Annotated in this window: 21 protein-coding genes and 2 other annotated features; of the genes, 15 read left to right on the top strand and 6 right to left on the bottom strand. The window is 38.6% G+C overall.

Annotated features, from left to right (window positions below):
* Positions 1-4: 4 nt before the first annotated feature.
* A complete protein-coding gene (locus AC1VU3_RS04365) occupies positions 5-1,015 on the top strand; it encodes a hypothetical protein (protein WP_482982883.1) in 1,011 nt (336 codons plus the stop codon).
* A 170-nt stretch (positions 1,016-1,185) separates the two neighbouring features.
* On the opposite strand, the gene AC1VU3_RS04360 is transcribed toward AC1VU3_RS04365, so the two are convergent.
* A complete protein-coding gene (locus AC1VU3_RS04360; RefSeq protein ID WP_482982882.1) occupies positions 1,186-1,623 on the bottom strand; it encodes a hypothetical protein in 438 nt (145 codons plus the stop codon).
* A gap of 469 nt (positions 1,624-2,092) precedes the next feature.
* Here AC1VU3_RS04360 and AC1VU3_RS04355 point away from each other — a divergent pair, with 469 nt between their 5' ends.
* Both AC1VU3_RS04355 and AC1VU3_RS04350 read left to right on the top strand, forming a co-directional pair.
* Positions 2,093-3,148: a M50 family metallopeptidase gene (locus AC1VU3_RS04355; RefSeq protein WP_482982881.1), complete on the top strand. Its 1,056-nt coding sequence runs from the start codon at positions 2,093-2,095 to the stop codon at positions 3,146-3,148.
* A gap of 100 nt (positions 3,149-3,248) precedes the next feature.
* Positions 3,249-3,608, top strand: a complete 360-nt coding sequence (locus AC1VU3_RS04350; RefSeq protein WP_482982880.1) for a YolD-like family protein — start codon at positions 3,249-3,251, stop codon at positions 3,606-3,608.
* A gap of 553 nt (positions 3,609-4,161) precedes the next feature.
* On the opposite strand, the gene AC1VU3_RS04345 is transcribed toward AC1VU3_RS04350, so the two are convergent.
* On the bottom strand, positions 4,162-5,100 hold the full coding sequence (locus AC1VU3_RS04345; RefSeq protein ID WP_480388071.1) for a sigma-70 family RNA polymerase sigma factor: 939 nt from the start codon (positions 5,098-5,100) through the stop codon (positions 4,162-4,164).
* A 446-nt stretch (positions 5,101-5,546) separates the two neighbouring features.
* On the opposite strand from AC1VU3_RS04345, the gene AC1VU3_RS04340 reads away from it, so the two are divergent.
* Entirely contained in the window at positions 5,547-6,197 is a 651-nt protein-coding gene (locus AC1VU3_RS04340) for a VC0807 family protein (protein WP_482982879.1), read from the top strand.
* On the opposite strand, the gene AC1VU3_RS04335 is transcribed toward AC1VU3_RS04340, so the two are convergent.
* Complete coding sequence (locus AC1VU3_RS04335) at positions 6,178-7,059, bottom strand: LysR family transcriptional regulator (RefSeq protein WP_480388069.1); 882 nt, start codon at positions 7,057-7,059, stop codon at positions 6,178-6,180. The two genes, AC1VU3_RS04340 and AC1VU3_RS04335, sit on opposite strands and share 20 nt — an antisense overlap.
* A 100-nt stretch (positions 7,060-7,159) precedes the next feature.
* On the opposite strand from AC1VU3_RS04335, the gene AC1VU3_RS04330 reads away from it, so the two are divergent.
* From AC1VU3_RS04330 to AC1VU3_RS04315, 4 genes are all read left to right on the top strand, one after another.
* The gene (locus tag AC1VU3_RS04330) at positions 7,160-8,227 is read left to right on the top strand and encodes a citrate/2-methylcitrate synthase (RefSeq protein WP_482982878.1); all 1,068 of its coding nucleotides are present in this window, start codon (positions 7,160-7,162) and stop codon (positions 8,225-8,227) included.
* A 62-nt stretch (positions 8,228-8,289) separates the two neighbouring features.
* Positions 8,290-8,548, top strand: a binding site (T-box leader).
* Between the two features lie 10 nt (positions 8,549-8,558).
* Positions 8,559-10,241, top strand: a complete 1,683-nt coding sequence (gene metG, locus AC1VU3_RS04325; protein ID WP_482982910.1) for a methionine--tRNA ligase — start codon at positions 8,559-8,561, stop codon at positions 10,239-10,241.
* Between the two features lie 19 nt (positions 10,242-10,260).
* Entirely contained in the window at positions 10,261-11,079 is an 819-nt protein-coding gene (locus tag AC1VU3_RS04320; protein WP_482982877.1) for a DUF2785 domain-containing protein, read from the top strand.
* A 53-nt stretch (positions 11,080-11,132) separates the two neighbouring features.
* Positions 11,133-11,714, top strand: a complete 582-nt coding sequence (locus AC1VU3_RS04315; protein WP_482982876.1) for a hypothetical protein — start codon at positions 11,133-11,135, stop codon at positions 11,712-11,714.
* Between the two features lie 89 nt (positions 11,715-11,803).
* Here AC1VU3_RS04315 and AC1VU3_RS04310 read toward each other — a convergent pair whose 3' ends face one another.
* Positions 11,804-12,145, bottom strand: a complete 342-nt coding sequence (locus AC1VU3_RS04310; RefSeq protein WP_480388065.1) for a hypothetical protein — start codon at positions 12,143-12,145, stop codon at positions 11,804-11,806.
* A 226-nt stretch (positions 12,146-12,371) separates the two neighbouring features.
* Here AC1VU3_RS04310 and AC1VU3_RS04305 point away from each other — a divergent pair, with 226 nt between their 5' ends.
* The 5 genes from AC1VU3_RS04305 to AC1VU3_RS04285 all read left to right on the top strand — a co-directional run bounded on the left by AC1VU3_RS04305 (position 12,372) and on the right by AC1VU3_RS04285 (position 16,611).
* On the top strand, positions 12,372-13,607 hold the full coding sequence (locus tag AC1VU3_RS04305; RefSeq protein ID WP_482982875.1) for an ATP-binding protein: 1,236 nt from the start codon (positions 12,372-12,374) through the stop codon (positions 13,605-13,607).
* 95 nt (positions 13,608-13,702) lie between these two features.
* Positions 13,703-13,892: a binding site (T-box leader), on the top strand.
* A 223-nt stretch (positions 13,893-14,115) separates the two neighbouring features.
* Positions 14,116-14,550, top strand: coding sequence for an HIT family protein (locus AC1VU3_RS04300; RefSeq protein WP_482982874.1), 435 nt, complete (start codon positions 14,116-14,118; stop codon positions 14,548-14,550).
* Positions 14,537-15,340, top strand: a complete 804-nt coding sequence (locus AC1VU3_RS04295; RefSeq protein ID WP_482982873.1) for a PP2C family serine/threonine-protein phosphatase — start codon at positions 14,537-14,539, stop codon at positions 15,338-15,340. The genes AC1VU3_RS04300 and AC1VU3_RS04295 overlap by 14 nt, the downstream gene beginning before the upstream one ends.
* Before the next feature lie 187 nt (positions 15,341-15,527).
* A complete protein-coding gene (locus AC1VU3_RS04290) occupies positions 15,528-16,091 on the top strand; it encodes a TetR/AcrR family transcriptional regulator (protein ID WP_482982872.1) in 564 nt (187 codons plus the stop codon).
* Between the two features lie 49 nt (positions 16,092-16,140).
* The gene (locus AC1VU3_RS04285; RefSeq protein ID WP_482982871.1) at positions 16,141-16,611 is read left to right on the top strand and encodes a DUF4188 domain-containing protein; all 471 of its coding nucleotides are present in this window, start codon (positions 16,141-16,143) and stop codon (positions 16,609-16,611) included.
* Positions 16,612-16,695: 84 nt separating this feature from the next.
* Here the strand turns inward: AC1VU3_RS04285 and AC1VU3_RS04280 are convergent, their stop codons facing one another.
* Positions 16,696-17,553 (bottom strand): manganese catalase family protein, encoded by an 858-nt coding sequence (locus AC1VU3_RS04280; RefSeq protein ID WP_482982870.1) that lies wholly within the window; start codon positions 17,551-17,553, stop codon positions 16,696-16,698.
* 201 nt (positions 17,554-17,754) lie between these two features.
* Between AC1VU3_RS04280 and AC1VU3_RS04275 the strand changes: the two genes are divergently transcribed.
* Positions 17,755-19,749: an ABC1 kinase family protein gene (locus tag AC1VU3_RS04275; RefSeq protein WP_482982869.1), complete on the top strand. Its 1,995-nt coding sequence runs from the start codon at positions 17,755-17,757 to the stop codon at positions 19,747-19,749.
* A gap of 87 nt (positions 19,750-19,836) precedes the next feature.
* A complete protein-coding gene (locus tag AC1VU3_RS04270; protein ID WP_480388058.1) occupies positions 19,837-20,271 on the top strand; it encodes a hypothetical protein in 435 nt (144 codons plus the stop codon).
* Positions 20,272-20,358: 87 nt separating this feature from the next.
* Here AC1VU3_RS04270 and AC1VU3_RS04265 read toward each other — a convergent pair whose 3' ends face one another.
* Positions 20,359-20,859, bottom strand: a complete 501-nt coding sequence (locus AC1VU3_RS04265; RefSeq protein WP_480388057.1) for an SRPBCC family protein — start codon at positions 20,857-20,859, stop codon at positions 20,359-20,361.
* Positions 20,860-20,897 lie beyond the last annotated feature (38 nt).

Below are 20,897 nucleotides of genomic sequence, written 5' to 3'. Positions count from 1 at the left end.
TATCATGAAGAAAAGAATTGTACTATGTCTTTTCATGTGCTTTTTCTTTACAACAACTGCGTCTGCACATGTTTTGAATAAAAATAATGCCTTTAGTGATCTAAGCTTAAGTAAAAATGCAAACGATATTGTAGTGCTATCTTCTTTAGGAATCGTCTCTAGTTTAGATGAAAGCCTCGATTACCAGCCCCAAAAGACATTAACCGCACAGGATTTAGCGGCATGGGCAGCCAAATATCATGGGATTGATGGCGTCACATCCGCACAGCTGGCACAACAAGCACTAGAACAGCAGATAGTTTCCACTACCGAAGGGGATGCCACGTATCAATTGGTAAATGAAGCTTTTTTCCAGAATCAATTGGACATACCTAATCCGACAGAAACATTGACACGTGATGATTTTGCGGCATTTGTTGCTAAACACATACATACGGACATTAACGGACAGACTTTATTGCAAATGTCTGGCTATACCAAGGGGCCGACAGGAAAAGTGGAAGCGGTCGAGCGTGTACAAAAATCAACAGAAACCGGTAGTACGGCGAATATATATACGTTGACAATTGATGGGGAAGTTTATGAAATGGGCATGCATCCGAGGGCGATTGCTGAAAGTGGAGATCCAGCCGTTTGGGTAGGACAGACAATTTCCGAGTCTTATTTTGGACCGAATGCTGTAAATGATTATGCGGGGAAACATACTCAGGAAAAGGTAGAAAGTGAAAACGGAGAGCCTGGTGCATCAATGGCTCTACAGCTTGTTGTCGTTGGTGATGAGCCGTACACGTTACAGGAACAGCAAGAAAACAATCTATTAGCCAATGAATCAAGCGGTGAAGAAAACCAACAAATAGAGCAGGCCTTAACTAGTGTAGAACAGCAAAAAGCCACTAAACCTGAAGGGCAAGATACTGGTAAATTGAAGCTGATTGTTATTGGAATTGCTGTCCTTTCTCTCATTATAGCTATCGTGAAGATTTTCCAAAATAAAAACAAACGAGCACGCAGATAAAGGAAAGAGAAACTTGGCATTCTAAATGGAAAATTACTCATGTTGTATCATAGAAAACAAATGCACAAAACTCATGAGCTGGAGAAATTATCTCCAAGCTCATGAGTTTTGCTCTCTTTTTTTAAAAGAAAGCTCCGGTTAGTTGAATAAGTCACCCGGGTTATTGCCAATTAAAGTTCTTTGCCAGTCAAGATTTCGAATACAATTTTAGAAGATTCACTAGATAAAGTTCCATAATTTGATTGCCCTTCAATTTTAAGTTCAACTCTATGAGACTCTTCATTTATCCATGCGTCGTGGTTATATGAATTCCAAGTAAAACGATAATCTGGGGGGCCAATATCTACTTGAATATTCTCTTGCCAGTCCGCGTTTCCCAAGGCTTCTATTACTTTCTCTATTTCAATACTATCAGTTATTTCATTTACTTTTTCGTAATCCCCATTAACGTTTTTTTGTTTAACAATCATGGGTCTGCCATCCCAAGGAACGCTATAAACTCTGTCTTTCGTTGTATTGGTTTTTTCATCATTACTCAACGTTACTTCTTGGTTACAACCAACTAAAACAAGTCCAATTGCAAGTATTAAAACAAACAATCTTTTCATCAATTTCACCTCAATTATAAGACGTAATGACTGACAAAATAGTAACGGTTTCTTCAGTCATAATATCCAGATTTATTTTAATGCAAGGCTGTTTTCTAAAAGATTGTTGTTCTTATCAAATTTGCATATAATATATTGACTGATTAAATAAAGAAAAATAGAGAAAACAGCATTGCACTGGTCATTGGTGCCATGCTGTTTTTTTATGGGAATCATAACGATTCTTGTTTATATGTAAAGTCTATTGATCCTGCTGTTAGGACCAGATTATCCATTTCCAAAATATGAATGATAAACCATTAAACGTGATATAATTGTTGTGAAAATATACAAATAAATGGGGATGTTTTAGTGGGTAAAACTTATATTAATCAAAGTGCATTATCTGCAAAGTTTACTTTTCCTATTTAGAAGGTGAGTAATTCAAGGGTGCTTGAGATAACCAGCACATAGTAGAGGAGATAGAGTAATGAAATTCTGGAAAAGTCCAATGGGTGTCACACTGATTTTTTTTGCTGTGGTGATCGCATTACAATTTACCGATTATGCGGAGACGATGCTGGAGCTAGCTATTTTCGTTACATTAGCTATGCTAACGTTTTTTATTCATGAAGTGGGTCATGCCTTATTTGGTGTTTTGGCTGGATACCGTTTTCATTATTTAATAGCAGGGCCTTTTCTGATAGAGAAGACTGACAAGATAAAGGTTAGAGCAAACGAAAGCTGGGCAATGTTTGGTGGTGTCGCAAGCTGCGCACCTATTAGTGGAAATATTGATAGGATCATGAAGCAGCATCAATGGTTTGCAGCAGGTGGACCAATTGCTTCTCTCCTTGTTGCCATTATTGGGTTATCTATTGGTTTTATCCTTGATCAATCGTATATAAAGTTTTTGGGAATTTTAAACTTGGCTATCTTTGCAGTGACTATCATTCCGTTCAAAGGAGCCATGAAATCGGATGGACGCGTTCTGTTAGAGCTCAGGAGAGGTGGTAAGGAAGCGGAAGTATTTTTGGGTAGTATATTGCTGCTAAAAGAAATGATGTCTCCAAAGCATCCAGCAGATTGGTCAGCTTCCTTAATTGAACAAACGAAGCTAGCTGCTGTCTCTGAGGATACACTTATGAATAGTTATCTGCTCTTTTATTATTATATCGTAATGGAAAATTATGATTGTGCATCTCGCATGATTGAAGCGTATAAAACCATTCCAATTCGTAAGGATAATAAGATAGCGATGCAATTCATCACCCATATCAGACAGGTAGATTGCTTTCTTCATCAGCCAAATGTAGAAGAAATCAAGGTGTTGCATACATATCTAAGTCCCATTGAACCGGTCAGCTATAAACGCAGTGAATGGATGATTGCTCATTTAACTGGTGATCAGAAGACTGCGGAAGCTAAACGCAAAGAGGTTTATGCAGAAATAGAAAAAGGGAAAAAGCAATTTGGCTTCTTTTATGCTGAAGAAATGCTGACTCATAAAATTTTTAAAGCAGCGAAGGAGCCAGTATTCATTTAATTTTTTCATTCATTCTCCTAAACCTATAAATTCCCAGTTGTATAACGAACGTTTGTTCGTATATAATAAATAAAAAAGATAGGTAATGGAGATGGCTAACATGGAAGAATGGGAACAACTTGATTTATCTAAAATAAAAGATAGAGGATCAAAAAAATGGGTGGCCATGATGTTGCCGGAGCATGTGAAGATGCTTAGGGATTACCAAGAGGAAGTCAAAAAGGAGCCTCGACCAGAGTTAAATGAATTTGACTATGAATTTATTCAAGAGCAGCTAGAGCTAGCAATGAAGCGAAACGTGGAAATTAAGGTGAAACGATGGAGAGAAGGAGAATTTCTCTACAATCGCGGAGTCATTCAGTGGATTGATGTAGCAAAAAGAACGATTGAATTAGAAGACCCTTTCCGGTGCTATAAACTGTCACTGGATGAAATAGTGGACGCAACGATAATGGAATGACTTGTTGTGGGAGCCTGAAGGTGGGAAAAATCGAAAGAGAAGCACTTATGATACAAATCATAGGTGCTTTCTTATTTTTTAAGTGTTAGGTTCTCTGCTGCGTCGGATGCTTTCCGTGGGCACGGGTCGAGCCTGTAGTCTCTCCCTCGTGCTATTTCCACAGGAGTGATCGACGCTGCTCCGAACCAATAGTGTTTTCTACTAAAATTAAAATTTGAGCAATAAATTTCAAAAAGAATATAACATATCAAGAAAAACTGACTAGTGATGCATATACCTTAGTACCAATTATAGAAGTAAAACAGATACTCCTATTGATTACACTCCTGAAGGTCCAATTACAGACGCTGAGTTGGAGAGCGGAATACCGGGATAAGGTCATCGGTAAAAAAGATAGAAGTGTTGAATATCGACGAGTGACTCAAAAAGACCGAAAAGTAGTTACTCAATTTCTATAAAAATACGACGCACTAGAACCAAACTGTGAAGTAGGAAAGTTGAGAGAAGTGGTACAAACACAATAAAAGGGACAACAATTGTCATCCCTAAAAACTCAACTCCAAAATACAGGTGGTTTTACTAGCTGTGCCTTTATTCCAAGCTCATCAGCGGCAGCAAAAATAAATTCTTTTCTGAAGAAATAACTTTTATGGCTAACTATTTTTCCGTTTTCAATTTCTTGTGTTTGTATGTCATGAATTTCAGCACTAGTGTCATTAGAAGTTAATACAATAATAACTGGTTTGCCCCAAAGGATGATTTCACGAGCTGTATGACCAGGCAAACCAAATTTTAAAGAACCTTTCAGCATTTCATCTTTAGAGAATTCCTGGAATCCAAAGAATGCTTCATTTTGTGCTTGTTCACTAAATAACCTTAACATACTATTTAAATTGCCATTATTAAAGGCTTCTAAGTATGCCTGGATGATTACGTTATGACTTTGAGAAACTATCTTAGTTTTTGATTTTGAAAAATCCAAAGACTCTATTTTTCTTCTCGCGCGTTGAACAGAAGAATATACACCACCTGGAGTGCTTTGGACAATCCCAGCTACTTCATCTGCACTAAACTGGAAAATATCCATCAGTAAAAATGCGGCTGTTTGTTTGATGGTCAAATTTGACTCCAACGATATTAGAATTTCTTCCAATAATAGTTGGTCTGAAAAATCAAATTTTGGCTCAGGTACTTCATCTAATGTTCCTATTTCACGTTTGAGTTTTCTACATTGGTCAAGCCAAGTGTTTGTTGCAACTCTGAAGAGAAAGTATTTTTTGTTAGTAATTTCACTCCACCGTTGTGGTAGCAAACCAAAGGACTTTATCATAGTCTCTTGATAAAGATCTTCACCATCCCAAGGAGAACCAGTAACATATTTACAATAATTCCACAGGTCTGTTGAGTATCCCGAAACTATTTCTTCAAATTCATCTCTTATTTTTCGAGCTTCATCTACAAATGTCTTGTTAATGTTAGTACTTGTTTCCATATTGTTCCCCTCCTAATGTTCTTACAATTAATAGACGTTTGAGAATAGAAAAATTATACGGCTTAATAAAAAAAATTAAAGATACTCCGAGCAATTGCAAGATGACTAAATTATGGAGGTTGTTAATACATATTACGTAAAAAGAACGTCTTAGAAAAATAGATGATTATGCCAATCACTTCCCATTTTTCAATACGCTAAGCAAATGTATTATTTCGTAAGTATCCGAAAAGGAAGGAAAACTAAAAATGGCACATCATGTGCCAACGTTTTCTTGAACAACATCCTATTGTCCCGAAGCTGCGCTCCCAGGAAAGCGTCCAGCCAGAACGGAAATCAACCACACCTTATAGATATGACCTAAAAAAACATTTTCAAATATCTGGAACTTTTCTAGAGGTGTGCCGTAAAGTATGAAACGATACTTTACTAAAGGGAGCAAGAAAATGAAAAAATACATGATTGTGCTAGAAATCGTGTTTTATGTGGCTCTTCCTTATCTTATTTGGACGAACGGCAGGGAGGCATTAGGTGATTATTGGGCGATGCTTTTATCTACTGTGCCGGGTTTCATCTATACTATCGTTCGTTTCATTACAGAGAGGGAATTTAATGTTACTGGTTTGTTTATATTATCGAGCCTATTAATTGGCACGATTGTTGACTTGCTCTCTGGCACAGCTGAAAGAATGCTTTGGAATCAGTTGTATCTTGGTCTCGTGTTCAGTGGTATATATCTCATTTCTCTGATGATAAAGAAGCCACTTCCGCTCTATTTCTTTGTGGATGTCGCTTATCTCCAAGGATATGACCGTCGCGGAAGCAAAAAATTGTTTTACCGAAAAGAGATTTTCAAGTGGTTCCAGTGGATCACGGTTTTATTTGTAGTACGTGGACTCACCTTGGCTGCCATGAAAGCCTGGATGTTAAATCGATATGGAGTAGAGGCTTATACCTCACTCTTGATTTATAGACAGCTAGTCGGTTGGGCTTTCGGAATAGTTGGGCTTTTCCTATACTTGGCCGTCTTAAAAGAAATAAAGAGCATAACAAAATCAAAGGAAACGGCTCCTGTTCTCAGCCAAAATAATGCTTAGAAATTTGCTCGATAAATTCTTCTTCTAGGCTTCCCATCTTTTTGACCAATACATAGGAAGAAACGGTTGGAAGCTCGAATAAATCAAAGTGTGGCTGCATAATCTTTCCTTCTATAAGCTCTCTCCTGACGATTGAATGTGGAAGGAAGGATACTCCAAGCCCCTCTTGGATAAACCGCTTGGTCACATGTGCCTGCGTGACCCTCATCGTACGAAGTCCATGGACATGCTGATGGAGCTTGACAAGAAGGCTATCCCAAAACGAAGGATGGTGGTGAGTGAATAAATAATTGTTTTGCAGTACCTCTTTCACATCAATAGGTGGCCCAGTTTCTTCATCATAGCCATCAAAGGGCATGAGAAAAATAATCGGGTCCTCATAAATAGGAGTCGAGTATAGACTTTTGAACGTTGCGTCAGTGGATGCAATCCCGATATTTACTTCCTCTTCATTCACTAAATGCTCTATCACATGGGACTCTTCCACACGAATATTAACCTCTAAGTCGGGATGATTCTGTAAAAAGGTTCGAAGAAAATAAGGCAAGATCGTTTCTGCCATCAGTGGGGTAATCGCAATCGTCCATCTTCTTCGAAAGCCTTGGGCGTATGCCTGGACTTTTGTGATGCTTGCTTCCGTGGAACGCACTAGTTGTTTCGCTTCCTGTAGAAAAAATTTTCCTTCGGCCGTCAAGGTTACTCGGTTTTTATTGCGTTCAAAGAGCTGGATGCCGATGTGCTCCTCCAAAAGCTTAATGTGGACAGTTACGCTCGGCTGAGACATAAGCAAAATCTCTGCAGCCTTACGAAAATTAAGTGTCTCTGCTGCTATACAAAATGTTTTTAACCATTGATACTCCATACAATCACCTTCGATTAAATAAAATAATTAAGTCAATTATATATATTTAATTTTTTTTATCAATCTTTTATATTAAACTATAAAAAAAGGAGGAGTTCATATGTTTCAAAAGGGACTAAAAGATGTAGTAGCAGTACACACACAGATCGCTTCCGTAGACGGTGAAAGAGGGGAGCTTCGATACCGTGGCGTAAAGGTAGAGGAGCTAATAAACGAGGGGAATTTTGAAAAGGTTGCTCAGCTTCTATGGACTGGTGATAACACAGGGGAATATTACCAATTGAAGGACTATAGAAAGCTTCCAACTCATGTGGAGCAAATCATCGACTTACTACCAAAAGAAACTGCACTAATGGATGCAATGAGAACAGCAATTTCGGCATTTGTTCACGATGAATTTAAAGAAAAAAGCCTGGAGGAGCAAGCGGCCATGTTAACAGCTGCACTTCCTGTAATCGTGGCAAGACATTATAGAAACCAGCAGGGCCAACCAATTATTGAACCGAACGGCGAACTATCCCATACTGCTAATTATTTATGGATGCTAACGGGTGAAATACCTACAGACGTGCAAGTAGAAGCATTAGAAACATATTTAAAGCTTACGATGGAACATGGTCTAAATGCATCGACGTTTGCAGCACGAGTGACTATTTCTACGGAATCCGATTTAACGGCAGCGATTACTTCCGCTCTAGGGACAATGAAGGGACCGCTTCATGGTGGAGCACCATCTGGTGTTATTGCTTTATTAAATGAATTCAAAAATCCAGCGACAATCAGAGATATCGTCAGAGAAAAGATAGAAAACGGCGAAAAAATAATGGGCTTCGGTCATCGTATTTATAAAACCGAGGATCCTCGTTCCATTCTATTAAGAGACAAATGTATAGAGCTTCAAGGGCAAGACGCATGGTTGGATATTGCAACGATTGCCGAAAAGGAAATTATCGAGCTACTTGCTGAGTTAAAGCCAGGTCGCAAGCTTTACACGAATGTGGAATATTATGCGGCAGCCATTATGCGTTCCATTGACATGCCGCCTGAATTGTTTACACCGACCTTTAGTGTTGCTCGCATGGTTGGTTGGACGGCGCATGCAATAGAACAAATCCGTGATAACACGATATTTAGACCGCAGTCGATCTATGTGGGAGAAATGAAATAAAAATTCAAAAAATTCACTTGATTATTATTTTTTCTCTCGATATAATGGTAACAATTTTATAAATAATAGCGTTGAAGAGGAAAAGTAAAATGAGGATGTTTTCAAGAGAGCTTCGGATGGTGGAAAAGAAGCAAACTAGTCATTTGAACATGATCTCGGAGCTTCGTACTGAAAACCTCTGGTTAGTAGGCTACGACAAGATTTGACACTTGTTATCCATGTCAAAGTATCAAGCATAGAAGCTTCGTACTTATAGAGGCAAATGATGTAAGTCATTTGTAAACAAAGGTGGTACCACGAGTTTATAACCTCGTCCTTATCGATTAGTTCGATATGGGGCGAGGTTTTTTATTTTGAAAATAAAGGAGAGAGTTTGATGAGCATTTTTATAGGAGGAGCATGGCCATATGCAAATGGTTCCCTGCATTTAGGGCATATTGCAGCGTTATTACCTGGAGATATCCTAGCAAGATACTATCGTTTAAAGGGAGAGAAAGTGTTATACGTATCAGGGACCGATTGCAATGGAACACCTATCGCAATTAGGGCAAACACAGAGGGAGTCACCGTCAAAGAGATTGCCGATCGATATCACGAGGAATTTCAAGAGTCTTTCGAGCAATTAGGTTTTAGCTATGATTTATATACAAGGACAGACACACAAAATCATCACGAGACCGTGCAATCTCTCTTCTTAGAATTACTAAAACAAAATTGGCTGTATAAAAAAGAAATTGAGCAAACCTATTGTGAATACGACGAGCAGTTCCTACCAGATCGTTATGTCGAGGGAGAGTGTCCGGTTTGTGGCAGTAAATCAAGAGGAGATCAGTGCGATAGCTGTTCAACCATTTTAGACCCACTAGATTTGAAGAACAGGATCTGTAAGTTATGTGGGAACCCGCCAACCATCAAAACAACCGAGCATTTTTATCTGGCACTAAGCGATTTTCAAGAGGAATTAGAGGAGTATGTCTCACAAGCGAAGGCGACAGGAGCATGGAGAGACAATGCGGTACAACTGACCGAACGCTATCTTTCAGAAGGTCTGCAGGATCGGGCTGCCTCCAGAGACTTACCAAACGGGGTGAGCGTTCCGGTAAAGGGTTATGAGGATAAAAAAGTATATGTGTGGATTGAGGCAGTTTCAGGCTACTATTCTGCTAGTAAGGAATGGGCAAGTCTGCAACAGCAAGATGAGAAAGCTTTCTGGAATGAAACAACAACCTCTTACTACGTACATGGAAAGGACAATATTCCCTTTCATACGTTGATTTGGCCAGCTATTTTGCTAGGGACAGGGAAAAAGCCTTTACCTACCCATATTATTTCGAATGAATATTTAACACTTGAGAAAAGAAAGCTTTCTACTAGTCAAAATTGGGCTGTATGGGTCCCTTATGCACTAACAAAATATGACCCTGATTCGCTTCGCTATTTTTTAACCATCAATGCCCCGGAAAGTAGAGATGCAGACTTCTCTTGGAGAGAATTCATATACAGTCATAATGCGGAGCTGCTTGGTGCTTATGGCAATCTTGTCAATCGAACGTTCAAATTTTTAGAGAAATCCTTTGATGGTGTTATTCCGGAGGAACCGGTAGATGAGAGACTGGTAAAAGAAACAGAGGAGCTATATAACAAAGTAGGGGAGTTTATTAAAAAAGGAAGCATGAAAGCGGCGCTAGAAGCAATCTTTGTCTATATAAGACAAGGGAACAAGCAGTTTGATGACGAGAAGCCTTGGAAATCTGTAAAAGAGAACCTTAGTGAGTGCAAACAAACACTATCCGAAATGGCTTTTATCATTGTAAATGCTGCACAGCTCCTTTCTCCATTTTTACCATTTTCCAGCGAAAGGATTAGAGAGATGCTTTCCATAAAGGAATGGTGCTGGGAGCCGATAAAAATAGAAGCGCAGTCTCTTGGTAAAGTGGAGCCTTTATTTCAAAGAATCGACCCGCTAGTTATAGAGGAAGAGCTTGCGAGATTGCAAGCAGAATCAAGAAAGTAAAGTGAATAGGGGAAAATAGATGGAACTAAAAACAAAGCTACTAAACATGTCAGAAGATATTACTCAGGTAAAGAATCTTCCGCAATTAATAGAGGAAATGCTTGAACAGATTGGGTCAATTGATGCGGAACTGAGAGATCAGCTTATCTATCAAAAGTTTTGTCAGCTAATATTAGGGGACCATGTTCCGAATGAGCAATTGAGGGAAATAGGTTTAAAGTGTATAGGGGAGCGGCATTTATTATATAGGCTTGGAGAGAAGGATACCGATTCTGTATTTACGAGATCCTTTTCATCTTTAGTAATTGTACTTATTCTAATGAAGGATAAAGAAAGAGGATTTCTTTCTTCGTCAGAATGGAAAGACATATATTATGCAACTGTTCACTATCTAAAAGAAGAAAAAGATCTACGAGGCTACGTAGAGGGAAAGGGGTGGGCTCACAGCATTGCACATGGAGCTGATCTGTTAACAGCGGTAGTAGAGCATCCAACCTATAAGCAAGAGCTATTTCAGGAATGCTTGGATACGATTGCTTGCTGCTTATTGCGAGAAAGTGTGTACACAGACGATGAGGATGAGAGGCTGATATTTGCGATAGAGGCGATGATGGAGAAGGGCTTATCAGAGGAGCATGTTGTTGACTGGGTAAAAGACTTAATAGAAAGTATAAATCAGGTGGAGGTCTTCTCACTAACTTATTTTAAATACCGGAGAAATGTTGGTTCCTTTATTAAATCTTTATACTTCCGACTTTCTTATAAAGGAGTAAGTACTGCTGGGAGAGAGGACATCTTATCACTCATGCATCGCTTTCATGTAGAAGTGTATAAATAAATGAAACGAATTTTCTGAATCGCTCGTCTAATTGGTAAAGGAGGCTAACATTTATGCCGTACTTCCGCTATCTAGCTGTATTCAGCATTTTCGCCATACTGCTTACTTTTATGCCCATTTCATCCTCGGCATGCAGCTGTGTGGAGCCTGGAAGCATTCAAGAAGAGCTGGAGCAAGCTGATGTAGTTTTTTTAGGTAAAGTACTAGACAGCCTAGACTCGAACAATAATGGTCACAGCATAAGCTCGGATGACCAAATACAATATCTTTTTCAAGTAACAGAAGTCTGGAAAGGGATTGAAAAATCACAGGTAATTGTAAGCTCTGTCCGAGACAGCGCCTCTTGTGGATATGAATTTATAGAAGACGGGGAATACGTAGTATTTGCAAGTCAAGAGGAGCATTCTTTATCTACTGGCTATTGTACGATGACCAAGCAGCTAAGCGAGGCAACAGATATAATAGGCGAGCTCGGTTCAGGTGAAAAGCCTTCTGAAGAAGTGGCAATACCCTTATCCAAGGAAACATTAGAGGAAGAAAGCAAAACCTTTACACGTTATCTCTATATACCCATCCTATTATCACTTATCTTCATAGGCTTTCTATTCGTACAGAAGAAAAAAAGCAGGAAATAACAATTTTAAGCAAAAAGGGGAGTCCTAAAAATATTTAGGGACTCCTCTTTTGTATAAAATGAAACTAATTCATTCTTTATTAGTAGTTATTAAGATCCGGAGCCATCCGTGTTTGTTCCGTCTGCTCCACCTTCAGTGTCAGTACCGTCAGTACCATCCTCTGTATCAGTTGAGCTTGATGGGTCTGTTCCAGGAGTACCGGTGTCGCCTTGTTCATCAGCTGCTCCGTCTCCCTCTGTATTGATGTCTTCATTTTCTTCAATACCCTCGTTGTCTTCCGTATCAATACCAGTATCATTTGGATCCTCTTGCTCTAACATTGGATCTTCCACTTCTATTTCATTTACATCACCGTCTTCATCGTCACCACAAGCACCTAAAATTAGCGCGGAAGTTAGCACGATTGGTAAAGCGAACATTTTCTTTTTCATTCATATTCCTCCATTCAAAATTCATCACTGTATTGTTGCTCTCTCTTTTTATACCTCTAGACTTACAGGTTAAACCCATGACAATAGCAAACGAGGAAATGTAACAAATGTTAAGAAAAGGAACCTAGATGATGAAAGGGTTGAAAAAACTTTATTACAATAATTACATGTATGTTATAATTTACACATTCTAAATATTGCAGGAAAGACAGAAAGGAGAACAAATTTGATAGAGACTTTCTTCATAAACCTTGTTTTTTTAGTATTACCGGTTCTTCTTTTTGTCATCTTTTTTGACCACCATGAAAAACAGTATCATTCGAAATTCACCGTGATATTTCATTCGCTTGCGATAATATTATGTATGGTCTATCCGGTTCAATTAGAAATTGGATTTATAGTGGACCTGCGGTATGTTCCGTTTACGATAGTGGCACTTTACGGAGGATATCGAATGGCATTTCCTTTATATATTGTCCTAAACGTATTTAGGTTTTACGTAGGTGGCGAAGGCATCATTCAATCCTTTCTTTTTTCTACGCTCATATTCTTAACTATTCCGTGGTTGAGTAAACGATTTAACCGCTCCACGACAAAGGAAAGGCTCCTCTTGGCAAATCTTGTGATATTTTGGATTGTCACAAGCTATTTATCCACACTAATGTTGTTTTTCGAAGAATTAAACAAAGAGTTCTGGACAATAGCTTTGTATATCTATTTTTCCAATCTGTTAATGATTAACATTACAATTATTCTAAATGAAAAACTACGCTCTAATATTAAAAATAGAGAAAACTACTTAAGGATGGAAAGACTTCATGTAATGAATGAGCTTTCTGCTAGCGTATCACATGAAGTAAGAAATCCTTTGACTGTAGCTAATGGGTTCTTACAGCTACTAAGCGTCTCCAAGAATATTACCCCGGAGGACAGGAAGTATATTAACTATTCCTTAGAGGAATTAAAAAGAGCAGAGAATATACTAACTGACTATCTTGCGTTTACAAAGCCACAGTCAGCAAATATGGTATACTCCAACTTACAAGATGAGATGGAGTATGTGATCAATATCATTATGCCCTTCGCAAGTATGAATAATGTGGAAATCAACTACCAATTCACCAATACATTAAAAAAGAGGTTCGATCAGAATCAGATGAAGCAATGCTTGCTAAATCTAACGAAGAACTGTATCGAGGCGATGAGTGATAGGGGCGGAACTCTTTCTGTCCAAGTTTGTGAAGCTGGAACTCATATTCATATTCTTATAACAGATACAGGAGTAGGAATGAACCGTGCAGAGCTAGATCAGCTAGGTAAACCCTATTACTCAAACAAAAAAGAGGGGACAGGCCTGGGGATGCTCATGGTCTATGGATCACTTAGCGAGATGCAAGGTGTGTTAGAGATAGAAAGTAAAAAAGGGGTAGGAACAACCTTTACCATTTCCATTCCTACGTAAAGTGGTAAATAGATACGAAATTATTCTAGGTATATTCAAAAAATTCTTTTATTCAGTGGGGAGATATGGTATGTTATTGCAAAATAAATACCAGTTTAAACGCAATGAATAGGAGTAGTAAGAGCTAGTAGAATTGTATAGAGAGCTGCTAAAAGGTGATAGGCAGTCAATTCTTTCTCTGAACTTGCCTGGGAGCGGTCTAAACGAGTGATTCTCGATAACAATCATGAAGGCTAGCAGATGCTAGTGAATTAGAGTGGTACCACGATGCCCATCGTCTCTATTAGGTAGAGACGGTGGGCTATTTTTATTATCAATCTAGGGGGAAGAGAGATGGGAGAATGCTTTATTTGTAAGAAGCATCGTCAAGAAATAAAAACAGTTGGAGAAATGATATATCCCGCATTAAGGGACAGTAAGACTCCCACTTCCAGAAGGCAAAAGAAATAAGACAGCTAAGTGGGAGATCAACTGTCCCTAAAAGCCCGATTGGTTCAACTAAGGATTGGTGGGGGAAAGAAAACCCCCACCAATCCAAGTTTCACTTTATGAAAATGACTATATCTATGTTGGTCATATAGACAATGGAAAGGAAGCCTCGTATCTGGGGCATCTGATGATTGATACGAAGCGACATATCCTGTCCTTGGGGGACATGAATGAGCAAGAGGCACAAGCATTTGCCTTGGCAATGGCGCTCGTGAGTAAATCACTAATAGAGGTCTTAGAAGCGGAACATATATATGCGGTCGTTTCTGGTAATCAAGTACCTCATTTACATATGCACGTCATTCCAAGGTTTCCCGGAACACCACAAGAGTTTTGGGGACCATTTCCGGTTTACGATGCACCAAATGCAAAAATGGGTAGAGAAGAGGAAGTAACAGAGATATGCAACCGAATCAGAAGGTATATAGAGGATGAGTCCAATGGAACAGTATAGCTGGATAGGATCAGAAAAGCATTATGTAGATGAGATGAATAGGGAGAACTTGGGGCATATATGTATAGGGAGATTCGGCGGTAACTCTAGTGCAGGGCAGTGGAAGAACGAGGATGCCTTGCTTATATGGGCAGACAATAAAAAAGAGTGGGAGCTCGTGATGCTAATGGATGCGCACGACTCTTCAGAAAGTGCAGATTTACTAATGAAGGAAATTGATAGCATAAAGGATTCTGTTTTGCCTGTTTTGAATCGACCAATGGAATACAACACCTTCCAATTTATTGATAAAATCATACTAGATTGCTTTCAAAAAGAGGAGTTCCGAAAGAAGTGTGAGCAAGTAAAAGGAGAAACCGCTTATTTATGTGTCATCCGCAAAGATAAATTTGTCCACTGGCTATCAGTAGGAGACTGCGCTTTTTATTTATTCCATCCGGAACTAATGCGTTTGGGAGAATCTATGCAAAATCAGCGTAGTTTTTTTGAATGGATAGGAAGACGCAATACCTTTTCTTTAGCAGTCCCCTGCTATAGCATAGGAACGAAGGAGTTGCGAAAGGGAACGAGTCAGCTATTTATAACCACGGACGGACTGTTAGAGTGCCCGAATACTGATTTCGCTAGCGGAGCTAATTTATATAAATCGTTACAAAATAAAAGCTTAGAGCAGGGTGTCACTTATCTTCTGGAGGAGATAAAAAATAACCACGTAAGAGACAGCACGACCATTGTCACTTGGTCGGTAGAAGTGGAGGAGGAGGGTACAAGGCCGAGTGATGAGGTATAAGGAAAATGAGAAACGCTGATGATAAATGATTTTTTGTATTGAACATAAAGCTCAACAAGATGATATTTATGCTTCATTTGGAACAAGTTATATAAATGAACTTATAAATACCAAAATTTATTTGAATTTCCGTTATAAGTGAATTAATATATTATTTAACCAATGGTCAATTAGTGAGGTGTATAGTTTGGCAAGAAAAAAAGTTTCTGAAGAGTTAACGAAAGAGATGATTGTAGAGGAAGCAAACGTTCTATTTTTAGAGAAAGGATTTCATGGCGTTTCTATGAGAAGTATTGCGCAAAAGCTTGGGGTTAGTCACGGAGCCTTATACTATCACTTTGATAGTAAGACGGAAATGTTCCAAGCAATTGTAGAAAGGTACTTTGATATGCTGAACAAGAAGTTAGAGGAGTCTAAGCAATTAAAAGGGTCAGATGGGACATTTTTTGTATTATTGGGCTTTATAGAGTTTGGGTTAACCTATCAAACCCCGTATCAATTCATGTTTATGAAAATAGACGAAAATCTTGATCCACTCCTTTTTAGTGCTCCGAATATTAGCTTAGAAAAATTTCATGAAAGCCTTCAATATCTAAATGATTACGAGCTAAGGGTACAGGATATTCACTCTACTTTCATCGCATTGCATGGCTTCGTTTCTCACTACATTGGACGCACCATAAATTTTAAAGAAGCAGAGGAGGCAGCAAAAGCTTACTGCGAATTTTTAGTAAAAGCTCTAGTTCATTAGAGTTTTTTTGATATTAATTGACCAATGGTAAATAAAGAGGGGGAGTTCTATGTTCAAGGGAAGATATACAGTGGAGAATGATTCGGAGGTTGTTGTATTTATTATTGGGATGAAAATACACAAGCTGCTAATGCTTCATAAGTGGATTCCGACGATGAAAGCAATGGGACCAATGATGAAGGAATTGTATCAAAATAGAGACCTTGGTTTTTTAGAAGGAGAGATACTGTTAAGTTGGAAGGGGGTTAGCCTTATTCAATACTGGAGTAATTTTGATCAGTTGGAGGCTTATGCGAGCGGTAAAACTCACTCAAAGATATGGAAAAACTTTTATCAGCATGCCTATCAGAATGAAAGCGTGGGAATATTTCATGAGACCTACCAGGTAAAACCTCAGCAATATGAGGCTATGTATGTGAATATGCCAAAACACGGACTAGGAAAAGCACTGAATCATATAAAAGTGAACCAAGCAACTAACAGAGCTAGAGATAGAATTTGCAAACAATCAGCAACATAAAGGGAAGGTAAAGAAGAAAGCACTTACGACTATTCACATAATCGTAAGTGCTTCACTTTGTTTTGTCCTAGTATTGTCTATTACTTACATTTTATCTTCGGCTGGTAATGTGTTGTGTAAAGAAGGTGGTGCTGGGCTTAAGACTGGTTTTTCACCAAATGCTTTACCTTGGTCATAAGAGAATGGATGCCCATCAGGAGCATTTCCTTTTAACCATGGAAGGTCTGCACTATCTTCACCTTCTGAATGGTTGTAAAGTGTATGAGAGAATTCAGTTGCTTCCCATTCAGGTGGAACAGTAGTTGGGCAAATCACTCCACCTTCTGTTTCCTCAAGGTCTTTAATTGCTGCTAGCCATTGGTTTTGGTGCATGGTATCACGCGCTAATAGGAAGGAAAGCATGTCCTTTACACCTTTATCGTCAGTCATATTATATAAGCGAGCAACTTGTAAGCGTCCTTGGGATTCTGCCATTACATTGTGACGCATGTCTGCAAGTAAGTTACCGGAAGCAACTATATATCCAGCATTCCAAGGTACGCCTACTGAGTTAACTGGCATGGCACCTAAACCTGAAACAATTGCATGCTGTGGATTCATACCCTCTACTAATACATCTTTCGGGCTCATACCACCCATAAAAGCTCCAATGATAGGATTTGCTGCCCCTTTTTCTTGTTCTGTTACTGGTGCACCCTCTAATAATCGAGCAACCATCGTTGCTATCATCTCAATATGGCCTAGCTCTTCTGTGCCAGTATCCATTAATAGGTCTTTGTATTTTTCATTTCCACGAGTATTCCATCCTTGGAATAAATACTGCATTGCCACACTCATTTCTCCAAATTGACCACCAATAATCTCCTGCAGGTGCTTAGCTAATACTGGATCTGGACGGTCAGGTTTAGCATGGAAACTTAGTTCTTTTTTGTTAAAAAACATAAACAAGTACCTCCTTGAAATTTAGTGTTGCACAATCATTAAATAGCCTAACTTACAAACTTTAAAACTTCTAAAGAAGAAAAATAGGAAATAAAAACTAAGATATTCCCATCTGCGAATAATAAAGAAGAAAGAGGTTAGTGTTTTGCTCTTTTAGGGGAATAAAAGAGAAAGATAATAAAAAGAATGAGGTGCTAGCCTGTGATCTATGTAAAGATGGGTATTCAAGTGATGATCATTGCCCTATTTATCTATTACGTCAGCGGGAAGCTGATGGGCTCTCAAATTAATTTTTTCAAGCGTATACTTTCTGTTTTTATCAGTGTCTTTATCACCCTCTTTGTTTATTGGTATGCATATTTAAGGAATACAGATTTTTTCTCCGAGAACTTTGCCTATGCCTATATGGACGTGAATACGATTATTTGGATAGGTAGTACGCTACTTATATCGATGCTACTATATTTATTTTTTGAATTATTTGGACCGATGGATGGTAGCGAAGAAAAAAGCAGAAAAAGAGAACAAAAGACATTTTTGCTAAAGGTTAGAAGCCGATGGAGAAGCCAAAGAAGAATGAGGCAAGTTTTTCAAATAGCCTTTAAAAATGGTATAACCAGAACCTTAAAGTATGCAAGGAAAGATAATGAGAAAGAGATTGCCATTGCTTTACGGCATACATTGGAGCAATCTGGTGGTATCTTCATAAAGTTCGGGCAAGTATTATCCACTAGAAAGGACTTGTTTCCACCAGTCTTTATTGAAGAGTTAGGGAAACTACAGCAACAAGTCCAGCCATTAAGCGAGGAACAAGTCAGAGGAATACTTGCACTACACTTTCCAGAAAAGATAGAAGATATCTTTGAAGATTTTGATATGATTCCCCTTGCCTCTGCATCGATTGGTCAGGTACATAAGGCGACTTTAAAGGAGAGCAATCAGCAGGTGGTTGTGAAACTATTGCGTCCTGAAGTAAAAGAAATGATTCGAGATGATTTAAACATCTTATTGGAATTCGTGCAGTGGATTTCGGATAAATCCACTTGGGCAGATAGCTTGGGACTGTGCGAGCTAGCGCAGGGATTTGCAGACAGCCTTAGAGAAGAGGTTAACTTTGAAATAGAGATTCGCAATGCTCTTCAAATAAGAAATTCCTTGAAGGAAAGTAAATATGAAATCAAGATTCCTCATGTCTATACAGAACTGAGCAATGATTCCATAATTGTTTTTGATTATATTGATGGAGAGAGTGTAGCTACAGGAGAGTTATTATATGATCAATTAAGAATTGACCGGAAGGAATTTGCACAGACGGTTCTATATTCATTCTTCGACCAGATGCTCCATGCAGGGATTTTTCATGCTGACCCACATCCTGGTAACATCTTTATCGATAAAGAGGATGGTATCCCTGTTTTACTAGACTTTGGCGCAGTAGGAAGACTTGCAGAGCCGCAGCAAGAAGGGATGAAAATGTTCCTGATTGGGATACAGCATCAGGATGCAGATATGCTATACGATGCTTTAACTTTGCTGGTTGAGGAGCATGACCATATTGACCGTATAAAGATGGAGCATGAGATGGCACAAGTCTTACTGAGAATCTCTTATATTCCTACAATACCAACAGAGGAGCTTATTCAACACTTCTTTAAGGTCGTTCGAAAGTTTGGGTTAAATTTTTATCCGTCTGTTGGTATGGCCATGCGATCCATGGTGACCTTGGATGGAACGTTAAAACTAATAAAGCCAGACTTCGATATTTTTTCTGAGGCACAGGAGTATTCCACGGATTATCTGTTATCCAAGATGAAAAAACCATTTAAGGAGCCAAAAGAGGTAATAAACCGTATAGAAGAAGAAGTTGCCTTGTTACTACCAACTATTAGAAAGATACCACGTAGAATTGATAAGCTGGTACAGCGAGTAGAAGGGGGGAAGATTACTCTCCATCATGACATATTCTCTGACAAAAATAATTCAAAATTTATTACCCATTTGTTTTCGAGATTTATCTTATTAATGGTAGGCATAACATTTGGTATTATATCAGTCTCGCTCTTAGCAATTGCTCAATTTATTGAAACGGCTTATGCAATCTATTTAAATACTGCGGCTTACGTAGGTTTATTCTTATGTGCCGTGCTGCTAGTCCGACTATCTATCCAAGCGATACGATTGATGAAAAAAAGCTAAGAAGCAAAGTCATTCATATTCAAGAATGGTGAAACGTATCAATGAAATAGGAGAAAAAGGACGTAGAATGGGGGGAGTCAACATTCATTGCGAATGATTGCAAGAAAACGAAACAGAGTTCCCAATTTGCTGATAATAGGGATTCCGATCATCCTATTATTATTGATACTGTATGTTGTCTTTTCAGGGCGAACAGCTTCTGTAGAAATTATCGAAGAAGAAAAGGCAGTACCAAATGCGAAAATAATAGATCAGATTAAAATCGCAGCTGAACAGGTATTGGGGGATGAAGGAAGTATTGAAGAGTTCAAAATAGGGAATGTAGAATTCAGTCACATCGACGAGGATGACCAACAAGTGTTCCTCTTAACTTATTCGATGAAGCCCAAAGACCCAGAAAATTATATGTTAATCGGTGGCGGAGTGGAAGGAAAAGATGGATGGATACATGAAAAAACAAAATTCGTAACAATTACACAAAAGAGCTTTATATTTAGCGATAATCCAACCTCGGGAGATTAGAAATTTAGTAGTCCGCTTAATCGTTCGGTTGGATAAAAAAGAAGCACTTATGATTCTTTCTGAAGAATCGTAGGTGCTCTTCCTTTATCATGCCATTTTTTCATCGCTAGGCTGGCAGCAGAGCTTCCCTTCCCCAGACTCTAAAGCACTCTTTAGACTGCTTAGTACACCTCTCCAAGCACTTTTGTGCCAATCAATTGCTTCCTTCCATAATTCATTGTTCTGGAAGCCAGTATGTTGAATCATTATTCGCGTGTTTTGCTCATCTAACTCCTCTAACTTTACCTGTACTTCTGTTAAATGGTCTTCAGTATTCATTAAATCTTTAAATTGATCTGGTCCCTTCCAAGTAAAACTGAGGGAGTCCTTATCAATCATCTCAAGGATCTTGCATCCCTTAGTATTCATTTGCTCCGTATTCCCTGGAATGAAATAAAGCTCGTAGCGTCCAGATATACAAGCTTCTATATTAGCTGCAGGTGCAAACCATTGAGTTACACGGTCTTGGATGGTCCAAGCATACCATACTAATTCCTTGGAAGAGGAGACGGTAATTTCTTCTGTAATAAAGACGTTAGATGTGTCCATAAATACCTCCTAAAGTTATCGTTATATTCATTATCCAG

Source organism: Psychrobacillus sp. Z16_25 (genome assembly GCF_056856695.1).
This window is presented reverse-complemented; position numbering and strand designations above follow the sequence as displayed.

Coding starts and splice junctions, on each gene's coding strand:
- AC1VU3_RS04330 (WP_482982878.1), top strand. CDS start 7,160: ATGTTTCAAAAGGGACTAAAAGATGTAGTAGCAGTACACACACAGATC.
- AC1VU3_RS04365 (WP_482982883.1), top strand. CDS start 5: ATGAAGAAAAGAATTGTACTATGTCTTTTCATGTGCTTTTTCTTTACA.
- AC1VU3_RS04310 (WP_480388065.1), bottom strand. CDS start 12,145: ATGAAAAAGAAAATGTTCGCTTTACCAATCGTGCTAACTTCCGCGCTA.
- AC1VU3_RS04280 (WP_482982870.1), bottom strand. CDS start 17,553: ATGTTTTTTAACAAAAAAGAACTAAGTTTCCATGCTAAACCTGACCGT.
- AC1VU3_RS04295 (WP_482982873.1), top strand. CDS start 14,537: ATGGAACAGTATAGCTGGATAGGATCAGAAAAGCATTATGTAGATGAG.
- AC1VU3_RS04340 (WP_482982879.1), top strand. CDS start 5,547: ATGAAAAAATACATGATTGTGCTAGAAATCGTGTTTTATGTGGCTCTT.
- AC1VU3_RS04355 (WP_482982881.1), top strand. CDS start 2,093: ATGAAATTCTGGAAAAGTCCAATGGGTGTCACACTGATTTTTTTTGCT.
- AC1VU3_RS04265 (WP_480388057.1), bottom strand. CDS start 20,859: ATGGACACATCTAACGTCTTTATTACAGAAGAAATTACCGTCTCCTCT.
- AC1VU3_RS04360 (WP_482982882.1), bottom strand. CDS start 1,623: ATGAAAAGATTGTTTGTTTTAATACTTGCAATTGGACTTGTTTTAGTT.
- AC1VU3_RS04320 (WP_482982877.1), top strand. CDS start 10,261: ATGGAACTAAAAACAAAGCTACTAAACATGTCAGAAGATATTACTCAG.
- AC1VU3_RS04345 (WP_480388071.1), bottom strand. CDS start 5,100: ATGGAAACAAGTACTAACATTAACAAGACATTTGTAGATGAAGCTCGA.
- AC1VU3_RS04285 (WP_482982871.1), top strand. CDS start 16,141: ATGTTCAAGGGAAGATATACAGTGGAGAATGATTCGGAGGTTGTTGTA.
- AC1VU3_RS04335 (WP_480388069.1), bottom strand. CDS start 7,059: ATGGAGTATCAATGGTTAAAAACATTTTGTATAGCAGCAGAGACACTT.
- AC1VU3_RS04350 (WP_482982880.1), top strand. CDS start 3,249: ATGGAAGAATGGGAACAACTTGATTTATCTAAAATAAAAGATAGAGGA.
- AC1VU3_RS04315 (WP_482982876.1), top strand. CDS start 11,133: ATGCCGTACTTCCGCTATCTAGCTGTATTCAGCATTTTCGCCATACTG.